This is a genomic window from Faecalibacillus sp. H12, assembly GCF_013361255.1.
In the GTDB taxonomy this organism is placed as follows: domain Bacteria; phylum Bacillota_I; class Bacilli_A; order Erysipelotrichales; family Coprobacillaceae; genus Faecalibacillus; species Faecalibacillus intestinalis.
Window position 1 is genome coordinate 345,863 of the sequence record NZ_JABWDK010000001.1, and the last position, 13,555, is coordinate 359,417.

11 protein-coding genes are annotated in these 13,555 nt (G+C 28.2%); 8 read left to right on the forward strand and 3 right to left on the reverse strand.

Annotated elements, in window-relative coordinates; genetic code table 11:
• Nucleotides 1-19: 19 nt before the first annotated feature.
• From HUU89_RS02045 to HUU89_RS02075, 7 genes are all read left to right on the forward strand, one after another.
• Nucleotides 20-400: a GNAT family N-acetyltransferase gene (locus tag HUU89_RS02045; protein WP_254697679.1), complete on the forward strand. Its 381-nt coding sequence runs from the start codon at nt 20-22 to the stop codon at nt 398-400.
• Nucleotides 401-467: 67 nt separating this feature from the next.
• Nucleotides 468-1,136 (forward strand): response regulator transcription factor, encoded by a 669-nt coding sequence (locus tag HUU89_RS02050; RefSeq protein ID WP_175300873.1) that lies wholly within the window; start codon nt 468-470, stop codon nt 1,134-1,136.
• Complete coding sequence (locus tag HUU89_RS02055) at nt 1,133-3,106, forward strand: sensor histidine kinase (protein ID WP_175300874.1); 1,974 nt, start codon at nt 1,133-1,135, stop codon at nt 3,104-3,106. Before HUU89_RS02050 ends, HUU89_RS02055 begins: the two co-directional genes overlap by 4 nt.
• 123 nt (nt 3,107-3,229) lie before the next feature.
• A complete protein-coding gene (locus HUU89_RS02060; RefSeq protein WP_032090013.1) occupies nt 3,230-3,892 on the forward strand; it encodes an adenylate kinase in 663 nt (220 codons plus the stop codon).
• Between the two features lie 96 nt (nt 3,893-3,988).
• Entirely contained in the window at nt 3,989-5,389 is a 1,401-nt protein-coding gene (locus HUU89_RS02065) for a 6-phospho-beta-glucosidase (RefSeq protein ID WP_175300875.1), read from the forward strand.
• Between the two features lie 51 nt (nt 5,390-5,440).
• The gene (locus HUU89_RS02070; RefSeq protein WP_217498395.1) at nt 5,441-6,148 is read left to right on the forward strand and encodes a ThiF family adenylyltransferase; all 708 of its coding nucleotides are present in this window, start codon (nt 5,441-5,443) and stop codon (nt 6,146-6,148) included.
• Between the two features lie 16 nt (nt 6,149-6,164).
• Nucleotides 6,165-8,687 (forward strand): translation factor GTPase family protein, encoded by a 2,523-nt coding sequence (locus HUU89_RS02075; RefSeq protein WP_175300876.1) that lies wholly within the window; start codon nt 6,165-6,167, stop codon nt 8,685-8,687.
• 14 nt (nt 8,688-8,701) lie between these two features.
• Here HUU89_RS02075 and HUU89_RS02080 read toward each other — a convergent pair whose 3' ends face one another.
• The gene (locus HUU89_RS02080) at nt 8,702-9,862 is read right to left on the reverse strand and encodes a polysaccharide deacetylase (protein ID WP_175300877.1); all 1,161 of its coding nucleotides are present in this window, start codon (nt 9,860-9,862) and stop codon (nt 8,702-8,704) included.
• Between the two features lie 32 nt (nt 9,863-9,894).
• A complete protein-coding gene (locus HUU89_RS02085) occupies nt 9,895-10,335 on the reverse strand; it encodes a GAF domain-containing protein (protein WP_117849973.1) in 441 nt (146 codons plus the stop codon).
• An 87-nt stretch (nt 10,336-10,422) separates the two neighbouring features.
• On the opposite strand from HUU89_RS02085, the gene HUU89_RS02090 reads away from it, so the two are divergent.
• On the forward strand, nt 10,423-11,157 hold the full coding sequence (locus HUU89_RS02090; protein WP_175300878.1) for an HD domain-containing protein: 735 nt from the start codon (nt 10,423-10,425) through the stop codon (nt 11,155-11,157).
• Nucleotides 11,158-11,179: 22 nt separating this feature from the next.
• Here the strand turns inward: HUU89_RS02090 and HUU89_RS02095 are convergent, their stop codons facing one another.
• The gene (locus tag HUU89_RS02095; protein ID WP_175300879.1) at nt 11,180-13,525 is read right to left on the reverse strand and encodes an HAD-IC family P-type ATPase; all 2,346 of its coding nucleotides are present in this window, start codon (nt 13,523-13,525) and stop codon (nt 11,180-11,182) included.
• Nucleotides 13,526-13,555: the final 30 nt, after the last annotated feature.

A 13,555-nucleotide genomic window follows, 5' to 3' on the forward strand; every position in this document is an offset into this window, starting at 1 on the left:
TAAAGAAGAAATCTATAATTTGATTTGTATTTTAGAAAATAAAGAAATTAATAAAGAACACTTTGATTGCGTTTTTGAAAATTCTTTAAAAAATGAAGATATTATTTATTTAGTTTATCGAGATGAAAAAATTGAAGGATTTCTAAGTTTTAAAATACATCATTATTTACATCATGACCATGATACAGGTGAAATTGTAGAACTTGTTATTTTACCAGAAAAAAGAAGTTTTAAAATTGGTAAACAACTTATCGAAAAAATTGAAGAGATTGCAAAAGATAAGCAACTCGAACAAATTGAGCTTTCTACTTCCACTTATCGTAAAGATGCGCATCGTTTTTATGAAAGACAAGGTTATGAAAAATTACATTATAATTATACGAAAGAACTAGATGACTAACCGTCACCTTTTTTTTCACATCTTTTACACATAGTCATGCTACAATAAAGTTGAAGAGGTGGTAGTAATGTATAAAGCATTAATGATAGAAGATCATAAAGAAGTAAGAGACTTTGTTAAAGAGTATTTTGATCATAAAGAAATAGAGGTTATAGAAGCTCAAAATGGTTATGAAGGATTAGCAATATTAGATGATACAATCGATATCATTTTACTTGACATTATGATGCCAGGAATTGATGGCTATGAAGTTTGTAAACAAATTAGAAGTCAATATAATACGCTCATCGTTTTTATAAGTGCTTTATCAGAAGATGAAAACCAATTAAAGGCTTATGAATATGGGGCAGATGATTATATTACTAAACCATTTAAACCTTCTTTGTTGTATGCAAAATGTTTAGCACTTTTAAAAAGAAATAAAAAGATTGAAACGAATCAACTTCAGTCAGGAAAAGTGATTTTGGATTTAGATAAACATGTTTTAGTGATTGAAGAAAATGATATTGTTTTAACAGATAAAGAATTTAAACTTCTTCGATACTTAATGAAAAATCAAGGAATTGTTTTATCAAGAGAAAAAATTTTAGATACTTTGTGGGGCTATGATTATTATGGGGATGGTCGAGCAGTAGATACATATATTAAACGTTTAAGGAAACGATTGGGAAAATATTCTTATTATATTCAAACCATTGTTAAAACAGGATATATGTGGAAAGGAGAAGAATCATGAAGAAGATAAGAAGTATTCAATTTAAAGTTTTTATTTGTTTATTTATTTCTTTTATGGTTGTATTTGGTTATATTGTAAAAACTAAATATGATCAAAGTTTTAACGAACTCCTTTATTACAGTCAAAGTAGTACTTCAGATGACTATATAAATTATTGTACAGCTATTTCTAATAAAAATGGAGAGTATAGAGAGTTTGATTTAGATAAAATAAAACAAGGGTTAAGTGAATTACCTAAAGATGATTCAACTAAAATATATCTTTTAGATACTTATGGAAGTCCAATCGAACAATACGGATATGAAAAAGATGATCATTTACTTATTGTACATGATCCTTTTGTAGAAATTAACGAGAGTGATGTAGATACAGATTATTCTGATGATTTCTATGATGCACGTTATTATATTGATTTGTCATCTTTATCAAGTGAACAACATCAGTTATTAATAGAAACAATTAAAGATGTTGAAAAAAATAAATATGATGATATTCATTTATACTTTGAAGGACAAATTGAAGAATTAAAGAACTTTAAAGATACATCACAATCAACATATAATACAAAAAATCGGTATTATAAGGTTAAACCGACTTTTATACATTATAATACAGATATCTTTGGTCAAAAAAAAGGAAATACCGTTGAAGCATTTTATGAAGCCTATGTAGAAAATGGCGAAGTACATTTAAAGAAAAGTGAAGAGGAAGCTTATGGGGATACAAGAGTTTCTACATCAAAAATAAATGAATTATCTAAAAAGGCTGTAAATGAACATTTTTCAAATGTCTATGCAGGGCTTGCTACTTTTTTAGATGATGTTTCAATTGATTCAAATTCACGTACAGCTATAAAAAAGACAAATGAAATTGCTGATGCGCTTAAAAAAGGAACATTATCGTATGCTTCTTTTACAAAGATACTAGATAATTATTCATATACTGTATTACTTCTTCCTTTAGATGAGCATCATGGTTACGTTGAAGGACAAGAACCAGCCCCCAATGCCTTAATTGCTGTTTTTTATGGTTTTAAAACACGGGGATTCCATCAATTAAGAGATGAATTAATTAAAAGTAATTTTCCATTACTTTTAGGTGGTGTCTTATTTATTGTTTTATTTTCGTATTTGATTTCTTATATGACAACAAAACGTATTAAAGAAATTGATCGTGTTGCAATGGAAATCACAAATAATAATTTTAAAGGTGTATTAGATACAAAAGGACATGATGAATTATCAAGTCTTTCAAGTCATATAAATACAATGTCTTCTAACTTGAAAAGAAATATAGACGCTTTGAATCTAGAAATAGATCAAGTGAAAAAAATGGAACAATTAAGGAAAGAATTTATTGCTCAATTTACTCATGAGATTAAAACACCTCTTGCTATTATTAATGGAAATATTGATTTATTAGAAAATGTAGATGATGAAGATAAAAAAGCTAAGTACATAGAGGTGATCAATAAAGAAATTAGTGTTATTAATGATTTAGTATTACAAATGTTAGATTTATCAAAACTTGAAGCAAAGGCGGTTACTTTAGATAAAAAAGAAATTGATTTAAGAGAGCTAACTGAAGATATTGTTGATGATTATGAACAATTATTAATGGATAAAAAATTAAAGATAGAAATACAAGGAGAAGATGTTTTAATTTTAAGTGATAGAAAACGAATAGAAATGGTTATTCAAAATTATTTATCAAATGCAATCAAACATGCATTTATTAATAGTACGATTAAAATTAAAATCAAAGAAAATGAGTTTTCTATTGAAAATAAGGGAAAACAAATTGATGAAAAACGTATGGATACTATTTGGAAATCTTTTGTAAGTGATGATCAAAAAGGTACAGGCTTGGGTCTTGCAATCGTTAGAAATATTTTAGAACTTCATGAAATGAGTTATGGAGTTCATAATTTAGAAGACGGTGTAGAGTTTTATTTTAGATGGAAAAAATAAATGAAAACCCTTTCTTTAAAAAAGAATTATAGAATCGTTAAAAAAGTATTCTTTTTTTCATAAATTAGTTCCATTTAATGAAAAAAAAGCATATAATAGGCATTGCTTAAAGGAGAGATAGTAATGAATATAATTTTAATGGGTCCACCAGGTGCTGGTAAAGGAACTCAAGCTGCTAAATTGGTGGAAAAATATGGTTTAAAACAAATTTCTACAGGAGATTTATTTAGAAAAGCAATTAAAGAAGAAACAAAATTTGGTGTTATTGCTAAATATTTTATTTCTTTTGGTTATTTAGTACCAGATGATTTTACAATTCAAATGATTCAAGAATATTTAGAAGAAAATATTAACACTGAAGAATTTAAAAATGGTTTCATCTTAGATGGTTTCCCAAGAACAATCATTCAAGCTAGAAAATTAGCTGATATTTGTTCAATGTTCAATTTTAAAATTGATGCTGTAATCAACTTAGATATTCCTGAAGATGTCTTAGTTAAACGTTTATCAGGAAGAAGAACTTGTGCTGATTGTGGAAAATCATATCATATCGTTTATAACCCACCAAAAAAAGAAGGTGTTTGTGACGTATGTGGTGGAGAATTAACACAACGTTCTGACGAAAGTGAAGAAGCAGTTCAAGTACGTATTGATACTTACAATAAACAAACAAAACCTTTAATTGATTACTACACGATGTTAGGTGAACTTACTAATGTTGATGGAAATCAATCAATGGATGAAGTTGCTGAAGAAATTTATAAAGTATTAGATGAATTAAAATAGAAGTGAAAAGCTTCTATTTTTTTCATTTTATGAAAGAAACGTACTTGTCTATACCTCTATGCTATAATGAATGTGTCAAAAATGGAGGATATAAAAATGAGTAAAAAACCTGTAAAAATTGTAACAATTGGTGGAGGAAGTAGTTATACACCAGAGTTAATGGAAGGATTTATTAAAAGATATGATGAACTTCCAATCAAGGAAATTTGGCTTGTCGATATTGAAGATGGGAAAGAAAAATTAGAAATCGTTGGTAAAATGGCACAACGTATGTGGGATGCTTCTCCTTATGATGTTAAAGTTCATCTAACATTAGATCGTCGAGAAGCATTAAAAGATGCAGATTTCGTTACAACTCAATTTAGAGTTGGTTTGTTAAATGCTCGTATTAAAGACGAAAGAATTCCATTTAGCTATGGTATGTTAGGTCAAGAAACAAATGGTGCTGGAGGTATGTTTAAAGCTTTAAGAACAATTCCAGTTATTTTATCAATCGTTGAAGATATGAAAGAATTATGCCCAGATGCTTGGCTTGTTAACTTTACAAATCCATCAGGAATGGTAACTGAAGCGGTTATGAGATTTGGTAAATGGGATAAAGTCATTGGTTTATGTAATGTTCCTGTTGGGGCAATGCTTGATGAACCAAAAACAATTGGTAAAACATTAGATCAATTAACTTATAAATTTGCTGGATTAAACCATTTCCATTGGCATAAAGTATATGATGAAAATGGTAAAGAAGTGACTAAAGATATCATTGAAGCAATGTATGAAGGAAAAGATATGGGAATTCCTGCAAACATTCATGATATTCCATTCTTTAAAGAACAATTACTTCAAATGAATATGATTCCATGTGGATATCATAGATATTATTATCGTGAAGAAGAAATGTTGGCTCATGGTTTAGAAGAATATAATGATCCTAAGGTAGGAACTCGTGGACAACAAGTACAACAAACAGAACATGAATTATTTGAATTATATAAAAATCCAGATTTAGATCATAAACCAGAACAATTAGCAAAACGTGGAGGAGCACATTATTCAGATGCGGCTTGTGAAACAATTGCTTCTATTTATGGAAATAAATTATCACATATCGTTGTAACAACTAAAAATAATGGATCTGTACCAGATTTACCAGCTGACTGTGCAGTAGAAGTTTCAGCATATATTGGTTCAACAGGAGCAAGAGCTATTGCCTTTGGACCATTACAACCAGCTCAAAGAGGATGGTTACAATGCATGAAAAACATGGAATTATGTGTTGAAGAGGCAGCTGTAACAGGAGATTATGGATTATTAATGCAAGCATTCATTTTAAATCCACAAACAGTATCAGGACAAAAAATGGTCAATGTTTTAAATGAATTATTGATTGCTCATGAAAAATACTTACCACAATTTGCAGATAAGATTGCCAAGTTAAAAGCAGCAGGTGTTACCATCAAAGATGATGTTGCACGTGAATTAACTGAAAAAGGTTTATAAAAAAGGCGGAAGCCTTTTTTATTTTATGGTATACTTTTACAGGTGATTATTATGGAAGAATTTTCAAGAACAGAATTATTAATAAAAAAAGAAGGAATAGAGGCCTTACAAAACAGTACCGTTGCTATTTTTGGTGTTGGTGGTGTGGGTGGTTTTGTCGTTGAAGCACTGGCTCGAGCTGGTGTAGGGACACTTCATATCATTGATCATGATACGGTTTCTATTTCGAATCTTAACCGTCAAATTATTGCGACACATCAAACAATAGATCAAAAAAAAGTAGAAGTTATGAAAGAACGTATTTTATCTATTAATCCACATTGTCATGTTTTAACATATGATGATTTCTTTTTACCTGAAACAGTTGATCATTTTCCCTTTGATGAGTTTGATTATATTGTAGATGCTGTTGATACAGTAACAGCTAAAATTAAATTGGTAGAAATAGCACAAGAAAAAAAGATTAAAATTATTTCATCGATGGGGACAGGTAATAAGTTAGATCCAACAAAGTTGGAGGTAACTGATATTTATAAAACATCTATTTGTCCACTTGCTAGAGTTATGAGAAGGGAACTTAAGAAAAGAAAAATACCTGCTTTAAAAGTTGTTTATTCTACAGAAAAGCCCATTGAAACAGATGCACCTGTAGATCCTGAGACACATAAAAAAACACCTGGTAGTATTTCTTTTGTACCAAGTTGTGCAGGTTTGATCATTGCAAGTGTTGTTGTAAGAGACTTACTACATATAAAGTAGAAAGAAGGTGAAATTCATGAAAAAAGTAACTTTTGCGATTTTAGCACATGTTGATGCTGGAAAAACAACATTATCTGAAGCAATGCTTTTTCATGCAGGTGTTATTAAAAAAATGGGAAGAGTTGATAAAGAAGATTCTTTTTTAGATTATGATATACAAGAAAGAAAAAGAGGTATTACTATTTTTTCAAAAGAGATCTCATTTATGTATCGAGAAAGTCAAATGACTTTTTTAGATACACCTGGGCATAATGATTTTAGTTGTGAAATGGAAAGAACGTTACAAGTGTTAGATTATGCTATTCTTGTTATTTCGGCTAAGGATGGTATACAAGCGCACACAAAAACAATTTGGAAATTATTGCAAACTTATCAAATTCCTACTTTTATTTTTGTTAATAAGATGGATAGTACGTACTCAACCAAAGAGCAATTATTACAAAATATTCAAAAAGAATTAAATGAAAATTGTTTTGCAATTGATGAAAACTTTTATGAAAACATTTCTTTATTAAATGATGAATTATTAGAAAAGTATCTTAATCAACAAATGAAACAAGAAGATATTCAAAAAGTTATTTCTTTAAGACAAATGTTTCCTGTATTCTTTGGTTCAGCGTTAAAAGATGAAGGTGTAGAAGAATTTATGGAAGCTTTAGATTTATATACTTGTCAAAAAGAAGCTTTAGATATTTTAAGTGGGATTGTTTTTAAAAAGACATTTCATAAACAAAAACATTTAACGCATTTAAAAGTAACAGGTGGGACTTTGCATGTTAAAGATGTTATTAGTGAAAGTAAAGTAGATGAATTAAGAATTTATACAGGACAAGGCTATCAAAGTGTTCAGAGTGCTTCAACAGGTGATATAGTAGCTTGTTTGGGGTTAGATGAGTTACCTATTGGTTTTACATTTGGAAACCAAAAACAGACACAACAAAATATTTTAAAGCCTTTTATGTCTTATCAAATTTTACTTCCTGATGATATTGAAAAAAGTAAAGCTATTGAACAAATACTAAGTATTGGTAAAGAAGATCCAAGTTTACAATTTGAATATAATCAACAATTAGGAATTCTTTCAGTTAAAATTATGGGAGAAATTCAATTAGATACTTTACAAAATCTTATTTTGGAACGTTATGGATTTTTAATTCATTATGATGAAGGAAGAATTACTTATTTAGAAACGATTTTGGATAAAGTTGAAGGAGTAGGTCATTTTGAACCCTTACGTCACTATGCTGAAGTGCATATCTTATTAGAACCTTTAGAAAGGGGCAAAGGACTTGTGTTTGAAAATCAATGTCAAAGAAATACTTTACCGCTTAATTTTCAAAATCTTGTTTTAACACATATGCAAGAAATTCAACATCTTGGTGTTCTTACAGGATCGCCTATTACAGATATGAAATTGACTCTTGTTACAGGAAAATCCCATTTAAAACATACTGAAGGCGGAGATTTTAGAGAAGCAACCTATCGAGCAATTCGACAAGGCTTAAAAAAGGCAAAATCTCTTTTATTAGAACCTTATTATGAATTTGAGATGATTGTAGAAAATCATATTTCAAGTAAGATTATTTATGATTTAGATACATTTCATAGCGATTATCAAATAAGTTATGAACAGGATTTAACAATCATTAAAGGAAAAGCACCTGTTCGTTATTTAATGACTTATCAAAAGGATTTTCTTTCGCTTACAAAAGGTAATGGGAAGCTGTTCTATCAAATGGCTGGTTACTTTGAGTGTCATGATCAAGAAAAAATTATTCAAGAAATTGGCTATAATAGTGAAGAAGATGCTTTATTTCCTACAGGTTCTATCTTTTGTAAACAGGGTGCAGGATTTTATGTCCCTTATGATGAAGTAGAAAATTATATGCATTTACCTTATGTATATCAAAAAAATAAACCACGTCCAGTTACAAAAAATTATAAAGTCGATGATAAAGAGTTAGAGGAAATATTTATTAGAACATATGGACCAATTAAAAGACGACTTTCTAAAGAAATGAATCGTAAAATAGAAAAACAGGTTGAAGAAAAAAAGACAATTTTACCAGAATGTTTATTAGTAGATGGATATAATATTATTTTTTCATGGGATGAATTAAATGAACTTGCTAAAACAAATTTAGACCATGCTAGACATCGTTTAATAGATATTTTGAATAATTATCAAGGTTATCGAAAATGTTTGCTGATTGTTGTTTTTGATGCTTATAAAATTAAAAAGAATATTGGCTCAATTGAAAAAAATGATAATATTTATGTTGTTTATACAAAAGAAGCGCAAACTGCAGATAACTACATAGAGAAAGTAACACATGATTTATCACAAAAATATCGTGTTTATGTAGCTACTTCAGATGCTTTAGAACAAATTATTGTTTCTTCTAGAGGGGCTATGCGTATTTCTGCAAGAGAATTCGAATTATTGGTTAAAGAAACACATCTTCATGAAATTGAAGAATTTCAAAGAAAAAATAAACAAATGAAAAATTATTTATTAGAGGATTTAAAAAAGAATTAGCAGTCAAATGACTGCTAATTTTGTATATCATGATGTACATAGTAACTTTCATCATCAATGCCTAAAAATTGATAACCTTTTTCTTTATAATATTGGATGATAGAAGGAAGAGCAGCTACAGTTGTATCTTTAGCATCTGTATCATGTGCTAAAAGGACAATATTTTGATGTGTTTCACTTGTAGCTTGTTTAATGATTGTTGCAGTTGAGATATGATTGCCACTTGCATCTGTTGTATCACCATTCCAGTCATAATATTGATAACCTTGTTTAATGACTTCACGTGTTAATTGAGACATGATACCATGACAATAGTTTTTAGAAATACGATTAGAACTTCCTCCTGGAAAACGAATATAGTGGACTTGAATACCAATAAGTTGTTTAACCATTTGTTTTATTTTTTTAAGGTCCTTGAAATAAGCATCCTTAGAGGAATAAATATCTTGATATTCATGCAAATAACTATGCAAACCAATAGTATGTCCTTGCTTATAAGCTTCAATAATATATTGATTATATTCTTGATGACATCCTGTAACAAAAAAAGTTGCTTTAGCGTTGTATTTTTTTAATATTTTTAAAATGCGATCAGTATTTTGACTGGGACCATCATCAAACGTAAGATACACTATTTTTTTATTAGATTCTATATGTGTGCCAATTTCTATTTTTTTAACGACAGTTACTTTTCTTTTGAAAGTCGTTTGGTTATTGGAAAGATCATTTGCTTTATAATAAATTGTATAGTTTCCAATTTGATTGGGATTAAAATCATTGGTATCAATTGTTAAATTGTATTGATTAGAATTATCCTTAATAATAATTCCTTTTTTTAAATCGTAAGATTTCCCTTTTTCAATTTTTAAAGATTCAGATTCTTTAATAGTTGGTTTTTTTGTATCAATCACTTCTATTTTCAAATGATATGTTTTTCCTTTAAAAAAATAAGTCACTGTATAATGTCCTAAAGTTTGATTGTTTAAATCATTTGCATTATAAGTGACGTCATTAATAGAACCATTTTTAACTTTTTTAATATATTTTTTATAATAAAATGGACTATTGATTTCAATTGTTGGATGATCAATAAATATAATCTTTCTTTGAAAATAAAAGTAACCCAGTATACTCATTATTCCTATTAAACAACATAATAAAAGATGTCTTTTCATGGTTTCCCCTCATATCAAAGATATGTAAATAATTATAAATGTTGAACTAAAATTTTTGAAATTTCTTCAAAAATAATTTGATCTTCTTTAGAAAATCTACTAAATGATGTAGAATCTAAATCTAATACACCATATAATTGATTTCCTTTTATAAGTGGAATTACAATTTCACTGTTGCTTTCACTATCGCAGGCAATATGTCCTGCAAATTGATGAACATCTTCTACAATAACAGTTTTTCGAGTAGATGCTGCTTTACCACAAACTCCTTTATCTAGAGGAATGTTAGTACAAGCAATTTTACCTTGGAATGGTCCTAAAATAAGTTCATTGTTTTTAAATAAATAAAATCCAGCCCAAGAGATATCTTGAAAATTTTGCATAATAAAAGCAGATGTATTGGCTAGAATTGAAATTTCTTCATTGTTACATTCAATTAAACCAATGTATTGTTTTAATAATAAGTCATTCATATTTTTACCTCACTTTATGGTATAGTATAAAATAAAGAAAGGAGTAAGGTCAAGGTGTTTGATATTTTAAAAGCAAAAGAGAGTTTTATGAATTATGTGCGTCAATTTGATTTAACGAATGATAAAATTCATTTAAAACTTGTTCATACATTGGAAGTCGTACATACAACTGAATATTTATGTCACCATGAAAATATTACAGGTGTTGAAAGAGACTTAGCCTATTTAATTGCTTTATTGCATGATATAGGACGTTTTGAACAAATAAAACGTTTTAATAGCTTTGATGATCGAAATATTGATCATGCTAAATTAGGGGTGCAGGTTTTATTTAAAGAGGGGATGATTAGAAATTTTATTGATGATGATCAATATGATGAAATTATCGAAAAGGCGATTGCTTATCATTCTTTATACAAAATACCAAATAATTTAGAACCCTCTTTATTAAAACAAGTTCTACTTATTAGGGATAGTGATAAATTAGATAATTTTCGAGTAAAAAATATAGAATCAATACAAACTTTGTTTAGTATTTCAGATGCTGACTTTTATAGTCAAAGAGTTTCTCAAAATATTTTGAAAGATATTGAAAATCATACTTTGATTTTAAAAGAAAATAGGCACAATGAAGTAGATATGTGGGTTTCTTATATGGCTTTCGTATTTGACTTAAATTTTAAATCAAGTTATTTGTTTATCAGAGAAAATGATTATATACATAGGAATATGGAACGTTTACATTTTACAGGAGATTTAAAAGAAGATATGTTATTTGTTGAAAAAACATGTCAAAGTTATATTGAAGAAAAATGTAAGTAAATAAAAAGGACGTTTGTCCTTTTTATTTGTGTTTATTTCGTTTTCTTTGTAAGAATAAATAAGTATAATCAAATAATTCAAAATTCAATAAATAAATGACTTTTGAAAAAGTAACTAAAAACATTAAAGTAATGGCACCAATATAATCAATATTTCCTAATCCTAAAAATTGATGACCAACAATTAAAGAAATATACAAAACAATTTGCATTATATAGATTACAAAAATACGATAATGACTTAAGGGTGAATAAATATGTCTTAAACCATTATAATAACACCAACTTGTAAGTAAAACACAAATTGTTGAAAGCATTTCTTTTTCTAAACCTAAGACACGACCACCATTAACGATAATTGTTGAGCAAATAGCAATCATAAAGGCAAAAGGGAAGGCGTTTTTAAAGACTGTTTTTAAAAAATCACCAGACACTCTTTTGAAATTTGGTTCATAGGTCAAAAAGAAAGTCGGGATGCCTACACAACAAGCAGAAATGACAGTTAGTTGGATAGGTTTAAATGGATAACCATGTCCAAATAAGATCATTCCAATTGATAAAACAACTGAAAAGATTGTTTTAATTAAATACATTGATGCAGAAGCAGTAATATTATTAATGACACGTCTTCCTTCATTAACGATATGTGGCATGGCATTAAAGTTATTTTTTAATAAAACAATATGTGAAGCGCTTTTAGCTGCATCACTTCCTGAGGCCATAGCAATTGAACAATCTGCTGCTTTTAAAGCTAATACATCATTAACACCATCACCTGTCATTGCAACCGTATGGTTATTTTCTTGAAGAGTATTGACCATCAATTGTTTTTGTTTTGGAGAAACACGTCCAAAAATAGTATATTTTTCAATGGCCTCTTTTATTTGTTCATCCGATAAAGAAGAAACATCTATGTAATGTTCATAATTTAAAAGATGACAACGTCTAGCAATTGCTGAAACAGTAACAGGATCATCTCCAGAAATAATTTTAATATCAACATCTTGTCTTTTAAAATAATCTAATGTTGTTTTAGCGTCTTGACGAATAACATCAGATAAAATTAAAATTCCAATACATTTTAAATCTTTTATTAAAGTATTATCATTAATAGTTATTGGAGTATATCCAATACACAAAACACGAAAACCTTGAGAGGTATAAGTTTTAATTTTCTTTTCAATCTTAGAATCTAGATTTTTAAAAATAAATTGACTTGCTCCTAAATAAACGGTTCCAAATTCATTAAAAGAAACAGCACTATATTTTCTTTGCGATGAAAAAGGAATAACAAAGAAAGGCTGATAATTTTTTTCTTTAGAGAAGTATTGATGAAGTGCTATAGATGTCATATTACCATCTTCTAAGCAATAATTCATATTTTTGATAATTTGATCAATATTAAAATGATCATCAAAACAAATAACATCATCAACTTTAAGCTTACCTTCAGTAAGCGTTCCTGTTTTATCTAAACAAATAGTATCCACACGAGCAAGAGTTTCAATGCAAAATAGATTTTGGACAAGAGTATTTTTTTTAGCAAGTCTTAGAACACTTAAAGATAGGGCGATTGTTGTAAGTAATACAAGTCCAGATGGAATCATTCCTAAAACAGCAGCTACAACTGAAACAACTGCATCACTAAATGGATAATGACCAATAAAATATTCTTTAAAAAAGAGTAAAATTGATAAAGGAATGATAATAATTGAGATAATTTTTAAAATTTGGTCAATCGATTTTGATAGCTCTGATTTTTTGCTTTCAAATTCTTTTGCTTGAGCGGTAAGCTTATGAATATAACTTTCTTTTCCTACATGAATTACTTTACAAATTGCACGTCCTGATGTAACAAAACTTCCTGAAAGAAGTGAATCACCATTGACTTTTAAAATAGCATCGCTTTCACCTGTAAGAAGTGATTCATTTGCTTCTATATGACCTTCTAAAAGTTCACAATCAACAGGTATTTGCATTCCTGTATTTAAAATGATGAGATCATCTTGAACAATTTCATCAACATTGATTTTAGATAATTGATTATCTCTTAAAACATCAATTTGTTGTTTTGTTAAAATACTTAACTGATCTAATGTCCTTTTTGCTTTTATTTCTTGATAACTTCCTGTTAAAGTATTAAAAAAGATAACAGAGATAAAAAGGGTATTACGATAAGATCCAACAAAAACAAGACATGCAAATAGTAGAATATTAATTAAATTGAAAAATGTAAAAATATTATTAAAAATAATTTCTTTATATGTTTTTGTTGTTTTACTTTCCACAAAATGAGTTTTCCCAAGTTGTTGCCTTTTTAAAACGTCTTCTTGAGATAGACCTGAGAATTCTCTATCAAATATTTTCATAACTATCACCTTGTATTCTATTTTAGAATA

Excerpts from the sequence above, each read along its gene's own strand:
- HUU89_RS02070 (WP_217498395.1), top strand. The coding sequence starts at position 5,441 with ATGGAAGAATTTTCAAGAACAGAATTATTAATAAAAAAAGAAGGAATA.
- HUU89_RS02075 (WP_175300876.1), top strand. The coding sequence starts at position 6,165 with ATGAAAAAAGTAACTTTTGCGATTTTAGCACATGTTGATGCTGGAAAA.
- HUU89_RS02060 (WP_032090013.1), top strand. The coding sequence starts at position 3,230 with ATGAATATAATTTTAATGGGTCCACCAGGTGCTGGTAAAGGAACTCAA.
- HUU89_RS02085 (WP_117849973.1), bottom strand. The coding sequence starts at position 10,335 with ATGAATGACTTATTATTAAAACAATACATTGGTTTAATTGAATGTAAC.
- HUU89_RS02080 (WP_175300877.1), bottom strand. The coding sequence starts at position 9,862 with ATGAAAAGACATCTTTTATTATGTTGTTTAATAGGAATAATGAGTATA.
- HUU89_RS02095 (WP_175300879.1), bottom strand. The coding sequence starts at position 13,525 with ATGAAAATATTTGATAGAGAATTCTCAGGTCTATCTCAAGAAGACGTT.
- HUU89_RS02065 (WP_175300875.1), top strand. The coding sequence starts at position 3,989 with ATGAGTAAAAAACCTGTAAAAATTGTAACAATTGGTGGAGGAAGTAGT.
- HUU89_RS02050 (WP_175300873.1), top strand. The coding sequence starts at position 468 with ATGTATAAAGCATTAATGATAGAAGATCATAAAGAAGTAAGAGACTTT.
- HUU89_RS02090 (WP_175300878.1), top strand. The coding sequence starts at position 10,423 with ATGAATTATGTGCGTCAATTTGATTTAACGAATGATAAAATTCATTTA.
- HUU89_RS02055 (WP_175300874.1), top strand. The coding sequence starts at position 1,133 with ATGAAGAAGATAAGAAGTATTCAATTTAAAGTTTTTATTTGTTTATTT.